This window comes from Rhodococcus sp. SJ-2 (genome assembly GCF_053750035.1).
The window spans coordinates 2905283-2925743 of sequence record NZ_CM132340.1 but is presented as its reverse complement, the minus strand read 5'-3'; the positions used below and the strand labels follow the sequence as shown (position 1 = coordinate 2925743).

20 protein-coding genes are annotated in these 20461 nt (G+C 64.1%); 5 read left to right on the top strand and 15 right to left on the bottom strand.

Annotation, left to right across the window (positions count from 1 at the left end; translation table 11 throughout):
• Window positions 1-49: 49 nt before the first annotated feature.
• Window positions 50-1672: a threonine/serine exporter family protein gene (locus tag ACSYG9_RS13695; protein WP_440123055.1), complete on the top strand. Its 1623-nt coding sequence runs from the start codon at window positions 50-52 to the stop codon at window positions 1670-1672.
• 10 nt (window positions 1673-1682) lie between these two features.
• Here ACSYG9_RS13695 and ACSYG9_RS13690 read toward each other — a convergent pair whose 3' ends face one another.
• The 3 genes from ACSYG9_RS13690 to ACSYG9_RS13680 form a co-directional block, all read right to left on the bottom strand.
• Window positions 1683-1922: an MbtH family protein gene (locus ACSYG9_RS13690; protein ID WP_247272680.1), complete on the bottom strand. Its 240-nt coding sequence runs from the start codon at window positions 1920-1922 to the stop codon at window positions 1683-1685.
• Window positions 1919-3307: a SidA/IucD/PvdA family monooxygenase gene (locus ACSYG9_RS13685; protein ID WP_440123054.1), complete on the bottom strand. Its 1389-nt coding sequence runs from the start codon at window positions 3305-3307 to the stop codon at window positions 1919-1921. Before ACSYG9_RS13685 ends, ACSYG9_RS13690 begins: the two co-directional genes overlap by 4 nt.
• Window positions 3308-3554: 247 nt before the next feature.
• Window positions 3555-4355 (bottom strand): alpha/beta fold hydrolase, encoded by an 801-nt coding sequence (locus ACSYG9_RS13680; RefSeq protein ID WP_440123053.1) that lies wholly within the window; start codon window positions 4353-4355, stop codon window positions 3555-3557.
• Between the two features lie 203 nt (window positions 4356-4558).
• Here ACSYG9_RS13680 and ACSYG9_RS13675 point away from each other — a divergent pair, with 203 nt between their 5' ends.
• Window positions 4559-4726 carry a hypothetical protein gene (locus ACSYG9_RS13675; RefSeq protein WP_454838692.1) on the top strand — a complete coding sequence of 56 codons (168 nt, stop codon included), beginning with the start codon at window positions 4559-4561 and terminating at the stop codon, window positions 4724-4726.
• A 31-nt stretch (window positions 4727-4757) separates the two neighbouring features.
• Window positions 4758-6263, top strand: coding sequence for an alpha,alpha-trehalose-phosphate synthase (UDP-forming) (locus ACSYG9_RS13670; RefSeq protein WP_454838690.1), 1506 nt, complete (start codon window positions 4758-4760; stop codon window positions 6261-6263).
• Between the two features lie 9 nt (window positions 6264-6272).
• Here the strand turns inward: ACSYG9_RS13670 and ACSYG9_RS13665 are convergent, their stop codons facing one another.
• The 12 genes from ACSYG9_RS13665 to ACSYG9_RS13610 all read right to left on the bottom strand — a co-directional run bounded on the left by ACSYG9_RS13665 (window position 6273) and on the right by ACSYG9_RS13610 (window position 18005).
• Window positions 6273-6836, bottom strand: a complete 564-nt coding sequence (locus ACSYG9_RS13665) for a twin-arginine translocation pathway signal (RefSeq protein ID WP_454838688.1) — start codon at window positions 6834-6836, stop codon at window positions 6273-6275.
• A 23-nt stretch (window positions 6837-6859) separates the two neighbouring features.
• Window positions 6860-7462, bottom strand: coding sequence for a hypothetical protein (locus ACSYG9_RS13660; RefSeq protein ID WP_454838686.1), 603 nt, complete (start codon window positions 7460-7462; stop codon window positions 6860-6862).
• Window positions 7462-8877, bottom strand: coding sequence for an MCE family protein (locus tag ACSYG9_RS13655; protein WP_440123050.1), 1416 nt, complete (start codon window positions 8875-8877; stop codon window positions 7462-7464). Before ACSYG9_RS13655 ends, ACSYG9_RS13660 begins: the two co-directional genes overlap by 1 nt.
• Window positions 8874-10085, bottom strand: a complete 1212-nt coding sequence (locus ACSYG9_RS13650; RefSeq protein WP_440123049.1) for an MCE family protein — start codon at window positions 10083-10085, stop codon at window positions 8874-8876. Before ACSYG9_RS13650 ends, ACSYG9_RS13655 begins: the two co-directional genes overlap by 4 nt.
• Before the next feature lie 2 nt (window positions 10086-10087).
• Window positions 10088-11416, bottom strand: coding sequence for an MCE family protein (locus ACSYG9_RS13645; protein ID WP_440123048.1), 1329 nt, complete (start codon window positions 11414-11416; stop codon window positions 10088-10090).
• Window positions 11413-12471 carry an MCE family protein gene (locus ACSYG9_RS13640; RefSeq protein ID WP_454838684.1) on the bottom strand — a complete coding sequence of 353 codons (1059 nt, stop codon included), beginning with the start codon at window positions 12469-12471 and terminating at the stop codon, window positions 11413-11415. The genes ACSYG9_RS13645 and ACSYG9_RS13640 overlap by 4 nt, the downstream gene beginning before the upstream one ends.
• Complete coding sequence (locus ACSYG9_RS13635; RefSeq protein WP_440123046.1) at window positions 12468-13487, bottom strand: MCE family protein; 1020 nt, start codon at window positions 13485-13487, stop codon at window positions 12468-12470. Before ACSYG9_RS13635 ends, ACSYG9_RS13640 begins: the two co-directional genes overlap by 4 nt.
• 2 nt (window positions 13488-13489) lie before the next feature.
• On the bottom strand, window positions 13490-14668 hold the full coding sequence (locus ACSYG9_RS13630) for an MCE family protein (RefSeq protein WP_440123045.1): 1179 nt from the start codon (window positions 14666-14668) through the stop codon (window positions 13490-13492).
• Between the two features lie 7 nt (window positions 14669-14675).
• Window positions 14676-15524, bottom strand: coding sequence for an ABC transporter permease (locus ACSYG9_RS13625; protein WP_440123044.1), 849 nt, complete (start codon window positions 15522-15524; stop codon window positions 14676-14678).
• Window positions 15525-15536: 12 nt separating this feature from the next.
• A complete protein-coding gene (locus tag ACSYG9_RS13620; RefSeq protein WP_440123043.1) occupies window positions 15537-16301 on the bottom strand; it encodes an ABC transporter permease in 765 nt (254 codons plus the stop codon).
• Between the two features lie 464 nt (window positions 16302-16765).
• Entirely contained in the window at window positions 16766-17683 is a 918-nt protein-coding gene (locus tag ACSYG9_RS13615; RefSeq protein ID WP_440123042.1) for a 3-oxoacyl-ACP reductase, read from the bottom strand.
• Window positions 17684-17816: 133 nt separating this feature from the next.
• Window positions 17817-18005, bottom strand: a complete 189-nt coding sequence (locus ACSYG9_RS13610; RefSeq protein ID WP_054714149.1) for a ferredoxin — start codon at window positions 18003-18005, stop codon at window positions 17817-17819.
• 107 nt (window positions 18006-18112) lie between these two features.
• Here ACSYG9_RS13610 and ACSYG9_RS13605 point away from each other — a divergent pair, with 107 nt between their 5' ends.
• Together ACSYG9_RS13605 and ACSYG9_RS13600 are read left to right on the top strand one after the other, a co-directional pair.
• Entirely contained in the window at window positions 18113-19291 is a 1179-nt protein-coding gene (locus ACSYG9_RS13605; RefSeq protein WP_440123041.1) for an acyl-CoA dehydrogenase family protein, read from the top strand.
• A gap of 14 nt (window positions 19292-19305) precedes the next feature.
• Window positions 19306-20445 carry an acyl-CoA dehydrogenase family protein gene (locus ACSYG9_RS13600; RefSeq protein ID WP_440123040.1) on the top strand — a complete coding sequence of 380 codons (1140 nt, stop codon included), beginning with the start codon at window positions 19306-19308 and terminating at the stop codon, window positions 20443-20445.
• Window positions 20446-20461 lie beyond the last annotated feature (16 nt).

The following is a 20461-nucleotide window of genomic DNA, read 5'->3' as shown; positions in this document are numbered from 1 at the left end:
TCATGCGTTTCACCCCTGACTGCCACGGATTCGTAGGTGACGGTTGCCGGTGAACTTCCTCAACGACGCCGCCAATCTGATCTTCGGCAAGCGCCGCGCGACCATCGACGCGGTCACCGCCGCACCCGCGCCACTTCAACCGATCGATCTGACGGACGATGCGGTCGTTGCCGAGGCTCTGGACGTCGCTGTGCGCGTGGGTGAGGTCCTGCTCGCCGCGGGAACCGGCGCGATCGACACCTCCGAACAGGTACGGTTCGTCGCCGCCACCTACGGTCTGGCCCAGTGCGATGTCGACGTCACCTACAACTCGATCGTGCTGTCGGCCTATCGCGGGCAGACGATGCCCCCGGCCAGCACCATGCGTGTCGTGCAGTACCGATCCATGGATTTCACTCGCCTGGCGGCGGTCGATCGTCTCACCCGGAGGATCCGACGCGACGCTATCTCACCTGCGCAGGCCCATGAGGAACTCATGGCGCTCACCAGCGCGCCCCACCCCTACAACCGCTGGGTTGCAACGGTCGCGTGGTCGGGCATGGCCGCTGCGATCTCCGTGTTGCTCGGCGGTGGGTTCCTCGTTGCCTTGGTGGCCTTCGCATCGACGTTCGTGATCGACCGTGCCAACCGATTCCTCAACGGTGTAGGGCTGCCGTTCTTCTTCCAGCACGTCGTCGGCGGCATCATCGCCACTGCGCCTGCCATCACGTTGTACGGATTCCGCGAAGCACTCGGTATCGATATTTCGCCGGGGCTGATCATCGCGGCGGGCGTCACCGTGCTGCTGTCCGGACTCTCCCTGGTGGGTTCGGTGCAGGACGCCATCACGGGGGCGCCGATCACTGCGTCCGCGCGGTTCTTCGAATTGTTGATGATGACCGGCGGGATCATCGCCGGTGTGGCGACGACGCTGCGCATCGCCGAGGTGTTCGGGGCCGAGCTTCCCCTGATCACTTATGCCCCACTGCCCGATCTGACACAGCTGCCGACGAAGGTCACAGCCGGTGCGGCGGCCGCATTGTTCTACGCGCTGGCCTGTTACGCGGAGCGCCGGGCCCTCACGGTGGCCGGGCTCGCCGGCGCAGCGGGTGCTCTCGTCTACCAGTTGTCGCTGGGGCTGAGTCTCGGGCCGATCGTGTCGTCCGCGATCGCCGCGACGGTCATCGGCTTCGCCGGTGGTCTGATGGCGCGCCGCGCTCTGATCCCGCCACTCGTCGTCGCCGTTGCCGGTATCACTCCTCTTCTGCCGGGTCTGGCTCTGTACCGGGGTCTGTACGCAATGCTGCGCAACGAGGTGACTACCGGCATGACAGCGCTGTTCTCGGCGTTCGGTATCGGATGCGCTCTCGCCGCGGGCGTGACGCTCGGTGAGTGGCTCGCCCGGACGACGCGGCATCCCCGCGTTCTCCTCGGGGCCGCAGCGAGCGGGTTGCGCCGACCGCAGATGCGCCGGACCGGTTCGCGGACCGCCATGGAGGAAGCAGAAGATCGTCCCAGCGCCACCGCCACCACCGGGCCGATTCCGGTCATCGACGGCACCGGCCCCCTACCCATCATCGAAGGAACCGGGCCACTTCCGACGTCACCGATCTCCACCACCGCGCCGATACCCGCACAAAAGACGAGAGTCACGCAGCGTATTCGTCGGCTGCGTGACTCTCGTCGAATGTAGAAGAAAGTTTCTAGGCGCTACCCTCGCGGGCCTTCTCGTCGGCCTCCATCGCATCGCGCAGGCTCTTGGGACGCATGTCGGTCCAGTTCTGCTCGACGTACTCGACGCACGCGGCGCGCGACTCTTCGCCGAATACCACCCGCCACCCCTGCGGGACCTCGGCGAAGGTCGGCCACAGCGAGTACTGCTCCTCGTCGTTCACGAGAACGTAGAAGCGGCCGTCTTCGTCGTCAAATGGATTCGTGCTCATCTCGCCTCACTTGTTGCGTAGGTGTGCTGGCTCGGTATTCTATCAAGCTCGCCGATCTCCGCCCGCTCCACCGATTGCCCCCGTAGTCGGCGTTCGAGGACCGAAGAGAGAACCTCTCCTGCACGAACTGCCGCATTCGACAATAGCGACGCAGTCAAACCGTGAGTCTTCTCCGTCCCTCCCAGCAGGTACACGTCGGCCGCGACATCGGCAGGCAGTTCCAGACGATAGTCGCGTGCCACCGGCGGCACCGGGGTATTCCACGCGAGGTCTCCGAGCATCGAACCGAGCGATGCCGGCTCGAAGCCGGTCGCAAGGACAACGGCGTCGCACTCCAGTGTGTCGGACGAGCCGTCCAGGCTGTTACGAATCTGCACTTCGATGCCCGTAGAGGTCTCCGTGGTGGCGAGCACCTCGGATGCGCGGCGCATGAACAGACGGCGCGGCCCACGCACCCTCTCGCGGTATTCGGCTGCGTACAGCGCTTCGATCAGTTCGGGCGCCACGACCGCATAGTTGGTGCCCTTGTGCAGCGCGAGGAGCCGCTCGCGTTCCTCGAACGGAGCCGAGTGCAGTTCGTCGACCACCTCGGGGTCGAAGATCCGGTTGGCGTACGGGCTGTCGTCGGCGGGGCTGTAACCGAAGCGGCCGAAGACGTTGTGGACCTCGGCCTGCGGATAGTTGGCGTGGAGGTACTGCACCACCTCGGCAGCGCTCTGACCGGCACCGACCACAACGAACCGCTGGTGGACCGGAGACGGCATCTCGTCGAGGTGGAACAGGAAGTCGTGGTTGTGGAAGCAGCGTGACGACTCGGTTGCCCAGGAAGGAACGCGAGCCCGGAGGCCGACACCCATCACGACCGTCCGAGCGTGCACGACACTGCCGTCTGCAGTGCGGATCGTGAACAGGTCGGCACTTCCGCGCGCGTTGCGCAGTGGCTCGACGGCCACGATGTCGGCGTCGTAGCGAACCTCGGTCCCGACCCGTCGGGCGGCCCACTGCAGGTAGTCCTGGAATTCGAGGCGAGTGGGGAAGAACGTCTGATGGTTGACGAAGTCGACCAGCCGGCCGTGCTCGTGAAGGTAGGAGAAGAAGCTGTAGCTGCTGGTCGGATTACGGAAGGTGACCAGATCCTTGGGAAACGCGATCTGCATGGTCGAGCCCTCGAGGAGCATTCCGGGATGCCACGCGAACTCGGGACGGCGTTCGAAGAAACACGCGCGGATCTCGTTGCCGAGGGAGGTTTCGTTGTGTTCCTCGATCGCGATGGCCAACGCAAGATTCGCAGGACCGAAACCGATGCCGACGAGGTCGAAGACTTCCCCATGCGGGTCGCCCTGCACCTCCGATTGACCGGTGAATGTACTTGATCGGTCGATCATCACTCAACTTCCGTAGTCGGGGGCAATGCTGCCCGCAGCCGGCTCGCCTCAACACCCCTGAACAAAGCTCAGGCTAACCTTGGTTCGGCGAGCGTACCAAGCGAAGCGCTCCCGATGGGGACCGTCGTTTCGGACACGCCCACGGCCTGCCCGAAAAGCCGGGAAAAGCACGAGCGCGGCAGAACCCCACAGGGATTCCGCCGCGCTCGCATCACACGGTCCGGGTCGCTTGTTCCGGTCGGACCTTCTAGTCGGCCAGGAAGTCCAGCAGCAGTTTGTTCACAGCTTCGGGTCGTTCGAGGTATCCGTAGTGACCGGCGTCCGGGACCTCCTCGTACCTGGCGTTCGGGATCGCATCGGCGACCTCACGCGTCAGGTACGACGGGATCATCCGATCGTCGGCGAAGCCGACCGACAGGCACGGCACCCGCACCGACCGGTAGGCGGCACGACGGTCGAACTCACGGTCCATCCCGAGCTGAGCTCGCACGCCTGGCGAGACACGACCACCGCTGAACTCGAATACGTCGAGCCAGTCGCGGGCAGTGTTCTCGTCGGCCAGCGACGCAGGCGACAGGTTCATCACCGCGGTGAGCGCGGCCTTGTACTTCGCGGGCAATTCCACCCCGCTGTCGTACAGCTGACGCTCGCCCTCGGTCAGCGTGATCTGGAAGCGGTCCATCCGAGCATGCCCCGCGAGGAAAACGGCCTTCCGCACCAGATCCGGCCGGGCAAGCGCGAGTTCCTGCGCTACGCGCGAACCCATGGACGTTCCGACGACGTGCGCCGGGCCGCCGAGCAACTCGATCAGACCCGCGGTGTCCTTGACCATGTCCTCGATGGTGATACCACCGAGACTCTCCCCCGACGGCGCGATGCCGCGATTGTCGAACGTCGCGACGCGATATCCCTCCTTCACCAGCGCGGGAACCTGATGCAGATCCCACACGCGGCCAGGGCTACCGGTCCCCATGATCAGGACGACCAGGTCGCCGGAACCCTTGACCTGGTAATTCAGTGGGATTCCGTTGATCGTGGCGATGGGCATGAAAACCTTCCTCGGCGAATAGCGAACAGCGCCACATCTCGACACGTGGCGCAACCCCCGCTACACCGTACCGTGATGGCTCGTCGCTCCACGCCTCCACGCACCTGACTCGATCCAGCGCAAGGCGGGTGGCGTTGACGCGTCCGATTCTCATAGAGTCGGGTAGAGCGCCTGCTCACAGCAGTCACCCCGGGAGGACAATCATGGCCGCGGAACCCACAACGAAAGACATCGTCGACGAGGAGATCGAACCCCTCGCCGACGAAACCGCACGCCAGGCGCAGCGCGTCGTCGCCGCATATGCCGAGGATGCGGACGAGTGCCGCATGCTCCTGTCGATGCTCGGCATCGGCCCGCTCGACAAGAACTGAACCAACGAACCGTAGGCGGAGAGGACACGATGTGACGACCGGCGAGGCGGAACCGCGCCAAGATTCCGACACGTTCACCGAATCGGACTTCGTGGTCGTCGCGAACCGCCTCCCGGTCGACCTCGAACGGCTCCCGGACGGCTCCACCCGCTGGAAGCGCAGTCCGGGTGGTCTCGTCACCGCGCTGGAGCCGATCCTGCGCAGTAACCGCGGCGCATGGGTGGGCTGGGCAGGTGTTGCGGATGCAGACATCGACCCCATCGTCGAAGACGACATGGTCCTGCACCCCGTCCCGCTCAGCGCTGACGAGATAGCCGACTACTACGAAGGTTTCTCCAACGCCACCTTGTGGCCGCTCTACCACGATGTGATCGTGCGCCCCGAGTACCGGCGCGAGTGGTGGAACGCCTACGTCGAGGTGAATCGGCGATTCGCAGAAGCAACGGCGAAAGCCTCCGCGCACGGCGCGACGGTGTGGATCCAGGACTACCAGCTCCAGTTGGTCCCGAAGATGCTCCGAATGCTGCGGCCGGATCTCACCATCGGGTTCTTTCTTCACATCCCGTTCCCGCCGGTCGAGCTGTTCATGCAGATGCCGTGGCGCACCGAGATCGTCGAAGGCCTTCTCGGCGCCGATCTCATCGGGTTCCATCTCGCGGGCGGTGCAACGAACTTCCTGTATCTCGCCCGCCGCCTGGCCGGGCATCAGACCTCCCGTGGGACGGTCGGTGTGCGCTCCAAACTCGGTGTGGTGCAGGTCGGTTTCCGCACCGTCAGGGTGGGAGCTTTCCCTATTTCCATTGCGTCGGGAGCGCTGGACGAGCAGTCCCGAAGCAAATCGATCCGTGCCCGCGCCAAGGCAATCCGCAAGGAACTCGGAAATCCGGCCAAAGTGCTGCTCGGCGTCGACCGGCTCGATTACACCAAAGGAATCGATATTCGCCTCGATGCCCTTCGAGAACTCATCGCCGAAGGCCGCGTCGACCCCACCGAAACGGTGATGGTTCAGCTGGCGACACCGAGCCGTGAACGAGTCGAATCGTATGTGCAGATGCGCGGCGAGATCGAGATGGTTGTCAGTCGCATCAACGGCGAATACGCCGAGGTCGGTCGCCCGGTCGTGCATTACATTCACCGCCCGGTGCCCCGCGAAGACCTGATCGCATTCTTCGTCGCAGCCGACGCAATGCTCGTCACCCCACTCCGCGACGGCATGAACCTCGTCGCCAAGGAATACATCGCCTGTCGCAGCGACCTGGGCGGAGCACTCGTTCTCAGCGAATTCACCGGTGCTGCCGAGGAATTGAAGCAGGCGTACCAGTGCAACCCGCACGACCTCGAAGACGTCAAAGACAAACTCGAGGCCGCGCTGACGCAGACCCGTGAGGAGGGCCGCAAGCGGATGCGGGCTCTTCGCCGCCAGGTTCTGACCCACGACGTGGATCGGTGGGCCCGAGCGTTTCTCGACGCACTCGCCCACCAGGGGGCCGCCGGTCCCGCGCTGGTCGCCCCCGCGGAAACCGGCGAGCCGATCTGACCGCCCGTCCTAGATGGGTGTCAATCGGTTCACGAGCCAACTCCCGTCCTGGTTTTCGAGCTCCACACGTACCCGGCTCCCGCTGCTCACGGCTTCCGGGTTCTCGGAACTGGTGGTGATCTGGTTCAGGAACAGCAACGTCACTGCGTGATCGGCGTCGGCCGACACCACCGAGGAGGCCTGCACACTCACCTGCACGCTGATCGACTTCTCTTTGGCTCCGGGCGCGATGATGTTCTGCATCAGGTTCATGTACTCGTCGCGGAAGTCGCCGGTGAGTCCCTCGGCCGCGGCAGCTGCCTGCTCGTCGACGTTCTCGAAGTCGTAGGCGAGCATCGCAACCGACTGTTCCTCCGCCGCAGCCACAGCCTCGGCTCTGGCCGATTCGGCCGCGCTGTCCTGGATCTTGCCGTACCCCAGCCACCCGACGAAGACCGCGAAGACAAGAACGACCACACCGAGGGCACCTGCGATCAGCGGCAGCCGCGACGTCGACGACGTCGCATCGCTACCGGCCGACGTGTTGCCCCCGGCCTCCGCCTTGTCTTCGACATCCGTGTCGACAGCTGTCACGGGCTCTTCCTTCCGATCATCGCTCACGGCACGAACTCCACCTTCGACGCCAGCAACCGGCCGTCCTCGTCACAGACCGTGACGCGGAGGCGGAAATCGCGGGGCTCCGGTTCGGACTGCTCGGCGTTGCTCACCATTGCGCGAGACGCGACCAGCGACGCCGTGCACGCGCCGTCCTCGTTCTGGATGCCTGCTTCGAGCACCTCCCCCGTGGTGGTGACACCCGCCTGCTGCACGACCTCGACGAACGGCCCTTCACGACCTTCGAACTCTGCCTTGAAGTCGCCGGTAGCGCCCTCCATGAGCCGTTTGACATCGGCGTCGGCTGTGTCGGCCTGAATATTCGTCAGGTTGAGCACGGTCTGTCGCGCAGCCTGCAGATACTCCTCGCGACGGTCGCTGTGATCGGCTGCCGATTGTCGTTCGAACAGCAACCACGCTCCCGCCGCGACGAGCGCGACGATCAGCACCGATGCGACGATCGTGGCGGGTTTGGCCCACCGCGGAGCGGTAGCGGCATCCTCGCGTACTTCGGGTTCACCGGCCTTGCTCAGCTCGACCTTGGTCGGCTCGACCTTGCCCGCGTCGGCGGTGTCTGCTTCGGGGTTCTCGTTCTCGTCAGCCATCAGCCCTGTTGTGCCTTCATATAGGTTTCCAAACTCGTCCCATCTCCGAGGTCGGTGTGCCGGAACACAGTGCCGTCCGGTCCAATGTACGTGCCGGTTTCCGGATCGACCCGGCGCGCGGTCACGCCTGCGGGCGCCGCATCGGCGTCACCCTCGGAATACGACGCGGGAGTCGGCATGTCGTTCTCCGACTGCACCGGCGTGGGGGCACCCCGCCACGGGTTGTCCGAGTAGCCCGGCGTGTAGCCCGTACGGCACATCTCGGGGGTCGGCGCCCGCCGGCCGGGGTACTCCATGCACGGTACATTCCGCGCACCACGTACTGCATTCGGATCCGATTGCGGCAGTTGACAGAAGATGTTGTCTGGAGTGTCCACCACCGAGGTGTCCGCTGGGCTGCGCCACTGGTCGGGTGGAACGAAACCGGACAGGCACGGCGGCGGGTCGTGCAATTGCAGATGGAAGTCGACAACCGCACCGTCCTCCGCGGGGCCGCCGCCTGCAGCGGTGATCAGAGCGGTCGTCATCGGCGGGTACAGCACCAGAATCTGCTCGATCCCCGCGTTGTAGATCACCCCGACCTCACCGACGCTCACCAGATTGGCGAGCAGCAGCGGCAATGTCGGACGCAGCTCCTGCAGAAGAGTTTCCGCCTCCGCGGCAGCCGCGGGCCCCTTCTCCATGAGTGCGCGCAGATCCGGATCGCTCTCGCGGAGCCGATCGGTGAAGGTCACCATATCGCGGGTCCACGAGCGGATCGAATCACTCGTGACCACCTGGGTGTCCAGCAGGGGCCCGATTTCGTCCAGGAGGCGGCGTGTTTCGACGGAATTCGCCGACGCCTCCTGCACGAACAAACGCGTCGAGTCGATCAGCTGCTGCAGTTCCGGCCCGGTCCCGTTGAACGCGTCGAATGCCTCGTCGACGACGGTCTGCAATCGCGTGTCGGAGATGCTGGCGAGCAGGACATCCGCCTGATCGAGCAGTGCCCCGACCTCCTGGGGCACCGTCGTGCGATCGAGGGGAATCACATCGCCGTCGCCGAGGTGTTGGTCCGACGACGAATTCTCATGCGGCACAAGATCGACGTACTGTTCACCGACCGCGGAAACACTGCGTACCGCTGCGTCGACATCGGCCGGAATCTTCTGTCCTGAATCAATGGACAACATCGCGTCGACACCCACCGGCGACAAGGTCACGCTCGTGACCGTGCCGACGGTGTTCCCTCGATACGTCACGTTCGAATGCGGATAGAGGCCACCGGTCGATGCCAATTCGACGGTGACGTTGTACTGACCGATGCCCACCAGTTGTGGAAGGCGCACGTACACCAGCGACATGACCACCAGCCCGATCACGGTGAGCACCGCGAAAATCGAGAGCTGGATACGGACGAACCTGGTGAGCATCATGGCGCAGGCACCTCCCATGGCAGCCCTGGAATCTTGATCTCGCCGATTCCCGGGATCGTCACTGTTCCTTCCGGGACAGGCGGCGCAGCCGGAGGCGGTGCCAACGGCGCTTGGAAGGGGTCGACCGCCTGCGCCGCAAGACCGGCATCCGTACCGAGGATGCCTTCGGGGCCTGCCAGTCGTCCGGCCAGTGGAGTTCCGGTCAGGAAGTTCAGGTCGAGCCGGTCGAGAGTCAGATCGATCGTCATTGCAAGATTCGCGTAGTCGCCGCGGATGATCTGGTCGATGCCCGCCTGCGGGAACGGATAGGTCAACAGCACACCGAGCACCTCGGTCAATGCACTGCCTGAATCTGCGAGTGCACGCAGCGTCGGAGACAGCGCCTGCAGGTTGGTCTTCAGATCGTCACCGCTGTTCTCGACGAGCCGGCTCGCGGTTGTGCTCAGCTCGCCGAGCGAGGTGATGGCCGATGTGAGGTTCTGCCGTTGGTCGGTGAGCACACCGAGAGCCGGGGGAAGCTCCTCCAACGCTCGAACGAGCGTTTCGTTCTGATTGTTCACCGTGGACGCGAGACGATCCATCCCCTCTAGCGCCGACACGATGTCCTCGCGTTGCGTGTCGAGTGTGGAGACGAGCTCGTCGAGGCGCGGTAGCAGATCTCGAATCGAATCCTCACGACCGACGAGAGCCGCATTGAGCTCGGTGGTGATGTCGTTGATCTGTGCGAGGCCACCACCATTGAGCACGACGGACAGTGAGGACAGGGTCTGCTCCGTCGTGGGATACGCACCCGCGCGCTCGATCGGGATGATGTCGCCCGGTTCCAGCCTCCCCTCGGGCGGTTCTGTGGTCGGTGCCGCGAGTTCGAGATGTTGCGACCCGAGAAGCGACGTCTGACCGATGCGCGCCGTCGCATTGGCGGGCAATTCGACGTCGCCCTCGAGCGACACCGTCACGAGTGCGTGCCAGTTCTCGACCTCGATGTTCTCGATGGAACCGACGGTGACGTCGTCGATCCGAACCGGCGAATTCTGCGTCAGTGTCGTGACGTTCGGCATTCGTATCTGGACCTGGTACGCGTCGTCGCCACGTCCCGCAGCCCCGGGCATCGGGACGGAATTGAGCCCGTTCCACTCGCACCCGGACAGCGTGACAGCCGCGACCACCGTCGTTGCCGCCGCGACGAACCGCGCGGCTCTGCTCCGCATTCTCACCGTCCGCCTCCCGGCTGTAGCAGCGACCCCAGGTCGCCCGGAACGCTGACGCCGGGCATCCCCTGAATCAGCCCGTCGAGCGGCGACGCCGGCATCGCGGGCTGCTCCGGAGCGGTTCCTCGCCCGGCAGACGCCTCTTCGAGCCCCGGTTCGGAGTACTCGATCTGGTCGGGGAACGCTTGGACACCGGCCAGTGGATTGGCCAGCACCGGGAGGTAATTGGCCTGGATCGACGACAGGACAGGACCGAGTTGCTGTCGGCACAGTTCCTCACTGCGCTCGGACGTCGCATTCGCAGCGGCACCAACGGATCCACACATCCACTCGATCGGGTTGGCAGCGTTGTTGATCGCGAGAGCACCGGTGAGCGAACCCTGCGCCGGCTTGTAGATGTTGTAGAAGTTCGACAGGGCGGTCGGGCCGGAATGCAGCACACGTTCGATTTCGGGACGCTTGCGGGCGAGCACTTCTGTGGCGTCAGCAAGTCGCTGCACCGATTCGGTCAGGCCCGCGCGGTTGTCCTGCACGAATCGCTGCACATCTCCGACCGCCACATTCAGATCGGTGAGCGAGACGCCCAGCTGGTCGGAGCTTTCGGCCAGCACATTCGACACGGATGCCAATCGACCGCCGAACTGCACGATCTGCTCGTTGCTCTGAGAGAGCACCGACACGAAGGTCTGCAGGTTGCGGACGGTGCCGAACAGATCTGTTCGGCCTTCCGACAGGGTGTGCATGGTATCGGACAGTTCCCGAAGTGTGCTGTTGATGGTCGCGCCGTTTCCGTCGAGATTCTCCGCGGCGGTGTCGATGAATCGGCCGAGAGAGCCCTGCGGATCGAGTTCTTCCGGGCCGAGCGCTTCCGACAGTCGCATCAACTCTGCTTTGATCTCGTCCCATTCCACGGGAGATGCGGTGCGCTCCACCGGAATGGTTGCATCGTCGGCGATCTCGTCTCCACCGGTGTAGACCGGTGTGAGCTGGACGAAGCGCGCCGACACGAGACTCTGGGCGATGATCACGGCCTTGGCGTCGGCGGGAACATCGACCGAGTCGTCGACCTGCATACTCACGCGCACCACCTCGTCGCCGGGTTCGATGTCGGTGATCTTCCCGACCGACACACCCAGCACCCTCACGTCGTCGCCCTCGTACAGCCCACTTGTGGAAAGGAATTCGGCATGGATCGTACGTTTACCCAGACCGAGGAACACTGTGAGACCAACCGCCACGAGCGCGACGATCACGATGCCTGCAATCGCAGGCAGCAGCCATGCCGGGCGGCTTCGGCCCGCGTTCTCGGTGGGTGTGGTGTGCGCGTTCATTCGCCATCCCTCTTGATCGACGGCGGTTCCTTGGGGATCACGTCCTGCAGATCCTGCGGCAGCAGGTCGGGTGCCAGTTGACTGTCCACGATGGCCTTCCACCACGGCGCCGGGAGAATGTTCGACACATAGGCATTGAAGAACGGCCCGCTCGCGACGGATTCGCCGAGAGCACTGATGTAAGGGCCGAGCCCGTCGAGCGCACCGGCGATGTTGTCCTTGTTGGCCTGCAAATTCTCGGTGACCCTGTTGAGCACCTCTAGCGTCGGGCCCATCTGCGCCTGGTTGTCCTGGACGAGACCGGTCAATTCCCGCGACACTGCCGAGATATTCGCGATGAGTTCGGTGATGGCATCGCGTCGCAGGCTCAGTTCGCCGAACAGTGAGTTGGCGTCGACGATCAGTTCGTTGACCTGATCGCTGCGCTCGGCCAGGATGCCGGTGACGTCCTCGGCACGTTCGAGCAGTTGCGACAGGGATTCGTCGCGCGCGTTGATCGACTGCGACAGCCGGGTCATTCCTTCGAGGGCACCGCGGATCTCGGGTGGTGTGTCCTGCAACGTATCCGACAACGCTTCGAGCGATTCGTTGATCTGTTCGGTGTCGAGCTCCGACGTGGTCGTCGTGAGGTCACCGAGTGCGTCGGTCAGCGAGTACGGCGAGTTGGTGCGGTCGAGGGCGATCACCGTCCCCGGACGCATCACGCCTTGCCCACCCCGGCGGACGGCGAGGGATTTGGCGCCCAGCACCGTGTTGGTCTTGATATCGGCCCCGGTACCGTCGCCGAGAGCGATGCCGTCGCGGACGGAGAAAGTCACGAGCACGGCATCCCCGTCGAGGGCGACGTCGGTCACGGACCCGACGTCTACTCCGGAAAGGGTGACGTCGTCACCGGGAATGAGGCCACCTGCATCTGCGAACCGCGCCGAGTAGGTCAGTCCACCGGAAAGAAACTGCAGTTGGTCGTACTGCAGTCCCGCAACCACGATCGCGACGGACACTGCAAGACCGACAGCGCCGATCCGGAGTGTGTCGGGTTCTCGGATTCCACTCATTCGAGTTTTGCACACCTTCCGGTCGTCTGTGCAGCGGTCGTGTATCGGATGGTCGTTCCGTCCGGCCCCGACAGCTTGAAGGTGTTGGCACACAGGAAGAATTGGAAGAAGTTTCCGTACGCACCGACGCGGATGAGCTTCTTGTAGTCCGACGGCAGCCGTTCGAGGGTGGCGTTGATGTCGTCCTCTCCGAGGTCCAGTTGCGTCATGGTGCGGTTCGTTTGCGCGATCACCGACTGCAGGTCGGGACGCGTGTTCTGCAGCAGCGATGCGAGATCTGCGGTGCCTGCGGCGATCTGCGGGATGGCGGCGCCGATCGGATCCTTGTCTTCTGCGAGTCCACCGACCAAGGCATGCAACTGATCGATCGTCTCGGTGAACTCACGATCGTGGTCGTCGATCGTCCCGAGGACGCCATTGAGATTGTCGATCACGTCCCCTATCAATTGATCGCGGTCCGCAATCGAATTGGTGAACGAATTCGTGGAGCCGAGCAACGAGACCAATGCGTCGCCCTGCCCCTGGAAGACCTGCAGCAACGCACCCGACAGATCGTTCACCTGTTTCGAGTCGAGCCCTTTGAGCAGGGGTTTGAATCCCCCGAGCAGAAGGTCGAGATCGAGGGCAGGCTCGGTCTGCTCGACAGGAATACTGCCGCCTGCCCCGAGAATGTCGATGCTGCCCGGCCCCTCGAGAAGTTCGAGGTAGCGGTCGCCGACCAGATTCTCGTAGCGCACGGTCGCACGGGTACTGGCGAAAAGTGTCTGGTGGGAATCGACATCGAAGTCCACTTCGGCGTGGTTGCCGTCTCCGATGTCGACTCCCGTGACCGACCCGACCTGGACCCCCGCGATTCGCACCTTGTCGCCGGTTTCGAGTCCCGATACGTCGGTGAACGTGGCGTGGTAGTCCTCCGTTCCGGTGAAACGCGCCTGACTGAACACCACCGCGAGCCCCGCGAACACGAGCACCATGACCAGCGCGAAAATCGAGAACTTGACCGTGGATTCCCTCATGGTCACTGCCCTGCCGGAAGGTAGTCGCCGAACAGGAACCCGAAGATCGTCGGGTACCGGATCCACGCTTCGGTGGCAGGCTTGTACGGGACGGTCCCTGTATCGGTCACCAGGAACGATGCATTGCCGTCGCGGACCGGATCGAAATTCGGCAGACCGTGGCAGTTGGGACCGCCCGACGCACCGACCACAGGCAGATCCTCCTCCTGGTTGTAAGGGGTGGCACCACCCATGAAGCTGGTGCTGAGCATCAGGGCCGGGTACTTCCCGGTGCCCGCCATCGGCTCGAATGCGACACGGGCGTCGTTGAGTCCGACGATGAAACAGGTGAGTTCGGGCGAGTACTCACCGAGCAGTGTGGTCGTATCCGTCAGGACATCGAGCGCGGTGGTGAGCTGGGACTCGTTCTCCCCCAGAACGTCCCGCCCGGTATTTGCGAGCCCGGTGAGATTCATCAGCAGCAGATCGAGCTGCTCCTGCTCGTCGACGACGGTGTTGCCCACATCGGTCGCATTGCCGATGGTGGTCATCAGATCCGGAGCCACATCAGCATACAGTTGTGCGACATCCGCGCCGACCTCGAGATCGTATTCCAATTGCGGCAAAGAAGGATTCATCTCGACGAGGTATTCGTCTGCGGCGACGAGGGTCGCGCCGAGGTCGTCGCCGCGCCCGGACAGCGCTTCGGACAATGCGCCGAGGGTCGCGTTGAGCTTCTCGGGCTGGATCTGCGCCAGGACATCGGACAGGTGCTCGAAAACGGTGTTGAACTCGACGGTCACGCTGTCGGCCGCGATCACCGCGCCCTCCTCCAACGGAGTGGACGACGGATCGTCCGGCACGATGATGTTGACGAACTTGGCACCGAACACAGTGGTCGATTCGATCGCGACCTTTGCGTTCGACGGAATGAGATCCATCTGGCCCGGCTGCATCGCGAGTTCGAGGACGGCCCCGTTCGGGCTGTGCTCGATCGAGGCGACCCTGCCCACCTCGACGCCGCGCAGTTTCACCTTGGCATCGGTTTCCATCACCAGACCGGAGCGCGCCGAGGTGACGGTGATGGGTGTGGTGGAGGTGAATCCACCGACGAACAATGTCAATGCCACGACGATGACCACTGCCAGTCCGCCGACCATTCCGGCGGCGGCAAGTTTCTTCTTCCACGAAGCGGTTTCCATGCGCGCCCTATCCCGACAGATTGAAGTTGCCGGAGGTGCCGTACACCGCAAGGGAGATCAGGAGGGTCACCGTCACGACCGCGATCAACGAGGCCCGCACCGCGTTTCCGACGGCCACGCCGACACCGACCGGCCCTCCACTCGCGTTGAAACCGTAGTAGGTGTGGATGAGCATCACCGCGACCGCCATCACTATGGCCTGCACGAACGACCACAGGATGTCGGTCGGGATGAGAAAGGTCGAGAAATAGTGGTCGTACACGCCCGCCGACTGCCCGTAGAGCACGACGGTTGCAAACCGGCTGGCGATGAACGACGCGATGACCGCGAGCGAGTACAGCGGGATGATCGAGATCATCCCCGCCATCACGCGGGTCGAGACGAGGTAGGGGATCGACGGGATCGCCATGGTCTCCAGCGCGTCGATCTCTTCGGAGACACGCATCGCGCCGAGCTGCGCCGTGGAGCCGGCTCCGATCGTCGCCGCGAGACCGATGCCGGCAATTGTCGGGGCAGCGATTCGCACGTTGATGAACGCTGCGAAGAAGCCCGTGAGCGCCTCGACGCCGATATTGCCGAGCGAGCTGAATCCCTGCACGGCGATGATGCCGCCGGTGAACAAGGTCAGGAAGCCGACGATCACCACGGTTCCGCCGATCACCGCGAGGGCGCCTGTGCCCATGCTGATCTCCGCGATCAACCGCACGGTCTCCTTCGGATAGTGCATCACCGCGCGCGGCATGGTGCCGAGAGCGCGAGCGAAGAAGAGCGCTTGTTCGCCGACCTTGTCGATCGACTTCGACGTGTTACCGAGTCGTCGCGCAGCTCTGGGGAACCGACCTGTCATCAATGCCATCGTGTATCCCCCTCATCCGCCCGTGAGCTTGATGCCGACCGCGGTGACGAGGAGGTTGACGACGAAGAGCGCCATGAAGGCGAATACGACCGTCTGGTTGACAGCGTCGCCGACGCTCTTGGCGCCGCCTCGCACATTCAGACCGAGGTATGAGGCGACGAGTCCGGCGATCATGCCGAACAGCCCGGCCTTGACCTGGGAGATCATGAGTTCCCCGAATCCGGTGAGCAGTGTGATGCCGTTGACGAAGGCGCCCGGGTTCACGCCTTGGAAGAAGACCGAGAATCCGAAACCACCGAGGATGCCGATGGTGCAGACAAGCCCGTTGAGCAGTAGCGCGACCACCGTGGACGCGAGAACGCGCGGTACGACGAGACGCTGGATCGGATTGATACCGAGCACCTTCATCGCGTCGATCTCCTCGCGAATGGTGCGCGCGGCCAGATCGGCGCAGATCGCGGTGGCTCCTGCGCCGGCGACGATGAGCACGGTGACCATGGGGCCGACCTGGGTGACGGCACCCAGTGCGGCTCCCGCACCGCTGAGGTCGGCCGCACCGATCTCCCTCAGCAGGATGTTCAGCGTGAAGCTGACGAGCACGGTGAACGGAACCGCGACGAGGATGGTCGGCATCAGGGAGACCCTGGCGACAAACCATGCCTGGTCGATGAATTCGCGTCGCTGAAACGGACGGACGAACGCGGCACGCGCGGTCTCGCCCGTCATGGCGAACAGACCACCGACGGCGCGAAGAGGAACTTCGAAGAGGTCTACCACCGCACTCCCCCTTCGTTCGCTGATTCGCTCGCACCACACCACAGCAGCAGTACTGCTGTGACCCGCGTCATATTAACTAGAACGTGTTCACGTGTCAAAGATGCATCGCTTCCGCGGCTCGGAGGGGCTGTGTCACAGTCGGAAAATACGGTCGAGCCGAGAGGATTCGGCCGACATAACGCGGTTTACGCTGGGATTTCATCGGGTATTCGAGCGCGAGAGGAACCTCTTTTATTTGCAGATCCGTTCGGTCACGACAGCGAATTCGTCGGCGTCCGCCAGCAAAAATTAGAACAGATTCTCATTCTGTTTTCGGCATCCGCAAGGACACGCTTTCGGACGCCGGTATCCAGACGTCGCCACGCAACAACATCCGGATCGCACAGTAACCGACACCGCCAGTTGCAGGAAACCCGATCCGGACGAACGTCCGAGTCGGTCCTCCTCCAAAGCTTAGAGGTGAATCACAGATCGAGAGCCGCAGACGCGGAGAACGTTCTGGCCGGATCACGGTCGGAGAAGTACCCACCGAGTTCGGACGCGAGCGCAGCGGGAGTCCACTGCCCGACCGCGTCGAAGCGTTGCTCGACGGTCGGCGGCGCCATCAGCGCAACCATCGGGCCGTAGACGATGAAAACCTGGCCGTTGATCTCCTCCGCCGCGGGCGAGGCGAGATAAGACACGAGAGATGCGACATGGTCGGGAGAAAGAGGATCGATCTCCCCGTCGGGTGCGCCGCCGAATACCGCTTCGGTCATCGCGGTGCGAGCGCGGGGGCAGATCGCGTTGGCGCGGACACCGTACCGCGACAGCCCCCGTGCCGCCGACACGGTGAGCGAAGTGATCCCCGCCTTCGCCGCACCGTAGTTGGCCTGACCTTCGGGGCCGAGAAGCCCAGCTTCGGACGAGGTGTTCACGATCCGTGCGTACACCGGGCCGCCGACCTCTTTCGACTTGCCGCGCCAGTAGGCGGCGGCATTGCGGCACAAGAGGAAATGACCGCGCAGGTGCACCGAGACGACCGTGTCCCATTCCTCGTCCGACATGTTCGGAAGCATCCGGTCTCGGACGACACCGGCATTGTTGACGACGATGTCGAGGCCGCCGAATCGATCCACAGCGGTGGCGACCATCGCATCGGCAGTCTCCCGTTCGGCGACGCTGCCGGGCACGAACTCCGCGTCGACTCCCAGCGCCCGGATCTGCGCGAGCGTGTCGTCCACCGCGTCACCGGGAGCAAGATCGTTGATGACCACCCTCGCGCCGGCGCGGGCGAGACCGAGCGCCTCTGCGCGTCCGAGCCCTGCGCCGGCTCCGGTGACGACCGCAACTTTGCCCTCGAGCGACACATTCTCGTCGCGACCGTTGCCGACAGCACTCATTCACGTACTCCCTTGCGAAATCGGGCCGACATGCGAAATGCCCTCGCCCGTGGTCCACCCCGGTGATCCGAAGCCGCCCCGAAATCTAGAACTTGTTCCTGTCTGTGGCAAGACCCGGTGAGGTGTTCCAGCGCTACCGGACCTCGGACAGCGCCGCGCGCGGGCACTGCGCGATTGCGTCACGAACGAGATCCTCACTCCCCGCGGGAGTGGGGTGCACAACGATCAGTTCGTCGTCGTCGTTCAGATCGAAGACCTCGGGTGCGATACCCACGCACACTCCATTGGCCTCACAGCGGTCGAAGTCGACCTCGACATCCATTTTCCGGACCTCATTTCCTCGCCGTACGAGTCATTCGAACTCACACTAGAACGCGTTACAATTCTGTGCAATGATTCGTCGGATCCGATGACGACGAAGGAGCGTTCGTGGACATCAACTACACCCCCGAGCAGCAACGGCTGCGCGCGGAACTGCGCGGATACTTCGCCGACCTGATGACGGAGGAACGACGCGAGGCGCTTGCCGCCACCACCGGCGAGTACGGCTCGGGCAACGTATACCGCGAGGTCGTCCAGCAGATGGGAAAGGACGGATGGCTCACGCTCGGCTGGCCGGAGGAATTCGGTGGCCAGAACCGTCCCGCGATGGATCAGCTGATCTTCAGCGACGAAGCTGCCATCGCAGGAGCGCCCGTTCCATTCCTGACCATCGACTCGGTCGCGCCGACGATCATGCACTACGGCACCGACGAACAGAAGGCGTACTTCCTCCCGCGTATCTCCGCCGGTGAACTCCACTTCTCCATCGGATACTCCGAGCCGGAAGCGGGCACCGATCTTGCGTCGCTGCGCACCAGTGCCGTGCGCGACGGCGACGAGTGGGTGATCAACGGCCAGAAGATGTGGACGAGTCTGATCGCCTACGCCGACTACGTCTGGCTCGCGGTCCGCACCGATCCTGATGCAAAGAAGCACAAGGGAATAAGCATCCTCATCGTCCCCACCGACGCCGAGGGATTCTCGTACACACCGGTGCACACCATGGCGGGGCCCGACACGAGCGCCACCTACTATCAGGATGTCCGGGTCCCGGCCTCCGCACTCGTCGGAGAGGAGAACGGTGGCTGGGCACTGATCACCAACCAGCTCAATCACGAGCGGGTCGCCCTGACCTCCGCCGGGCCCATCCTCAGTGCGCTGCGCGAAGTCCGGGCCTGGGCCCAGCAGACGCAGCTTCCGGACGGACGGCGGGTGATCGACCAGGAATGGGTTCAGGTCAACCTGGCACGGGTGCACGCCAAGGCCGAGTACCTCCAGCTCATGAACTGGGACATCGCTTCCGGCACCGGTCCGCTCGGACCCGCGCCTGCCTCGGCCAACAAGGTCTTCGGAACGGAGTTCGCCACCGAGGCGTATCGCCTGCTCATGGAGATTCTCGGCCCCGCGGCGACAGTGCGGCAGAACTCTCCCGGCGCACTGCTGCGCGGACGTATCGAGCGGATGCATCGCAGTTCGCTGATCCTCACCTTCGGCGGCGGCACCAACGAAGTGCAGCGCGACATCATCGCGATGACCGCACTCGGCATGCCGCCTTCCAAGCGCTAGAAAGGACGTCCACCGTGGATTTCACTCTCACCGAAGCGCAGCAGGACCTCTCGGAACTCACGCGCACCATCGTCACCGGCATCGTCACAGACGAACACCAGCGCAACCTCGATGCCGCAGACGACCGCACCGATCACGTCCTGTGGGATGCACTTGCGTCGTCGGGCGTGCTCGGCGCCGCACTGCCGAATTCGGTCGGCGGCGACGGATTCGGCCCTCTCGAACAGGCCGCTGTTCTCATCGAACTCGGACGCGGCGCTGCGGCGGTCCCCTATCTCACGTCGGTCGTCGTCTCCGCCTCCGCGATAGCGGAATTCGGGTCGGAGTCACAGCGACAGGAGTGGGGTGAGCCCGCGGGGACCGGCGAGAAAGTTCTGACGGCCGCACTGGTCGAAGAGGTCAACGACGATCCGCTCCACCCCACTACCTCGGCCACCGCATCAGGTTCCGGTCACATACTGAACGGCACCAAGATCGTGGTCGACACCGCACCTGTCGCCGACGGCTTCCTCGTGCCCGCCACCACGGACGACGGGGTCGCGGTGTTCCTGGTGCGCGCCGACGATCCCGGCGTGAGCGTCACTCCACAGCAGACCACGAGTTTCGGATCCACGGGCATCGTGACGCTGGACGGGGTCGCACTCGGACCGGATCGCATTCTCGGCTCGGACGGTGCCACCGTCGCGGCCCGGTTGCGCGACCGGTTCCTCCTCGGGTCGGCTGCCTACCAGTGTGGAGCGTTGGACCGGGCGCTCGAACTCACCGCCGACTACGCCCGCGAGCGTGTCCAGTTCGACCGTCCCATCGGAAGTTTCCAGGCCGTCGCTCAACGCCTGGCCGACGCGTACATCGACGTCAGAGGCGTTCGGCTGACGTTGTGGCAGGCCGCCTACCGGATTGCTCAGAGCGACCTCCATGACGCCGAGCAGCACGCGCCCTACACCACCGCCCTACGCACCGCGGCATTCTGGGCCGCCGACGCGGGGCACCGGGTCGCACACACCGTCGTACACGTCCACGGTGGGGTCGGGCTCGACGAGGATCATCCCGTTCACCGGTACTTCCTCGTTGCGAAACAGCACGAATTCCTGCTGGGATCCGCCACGACACAGTTGCGTGCACTCGGCCGGGAACTCGCCGACGCGCCTGCCTGACGCCCGGAGGTAAGCA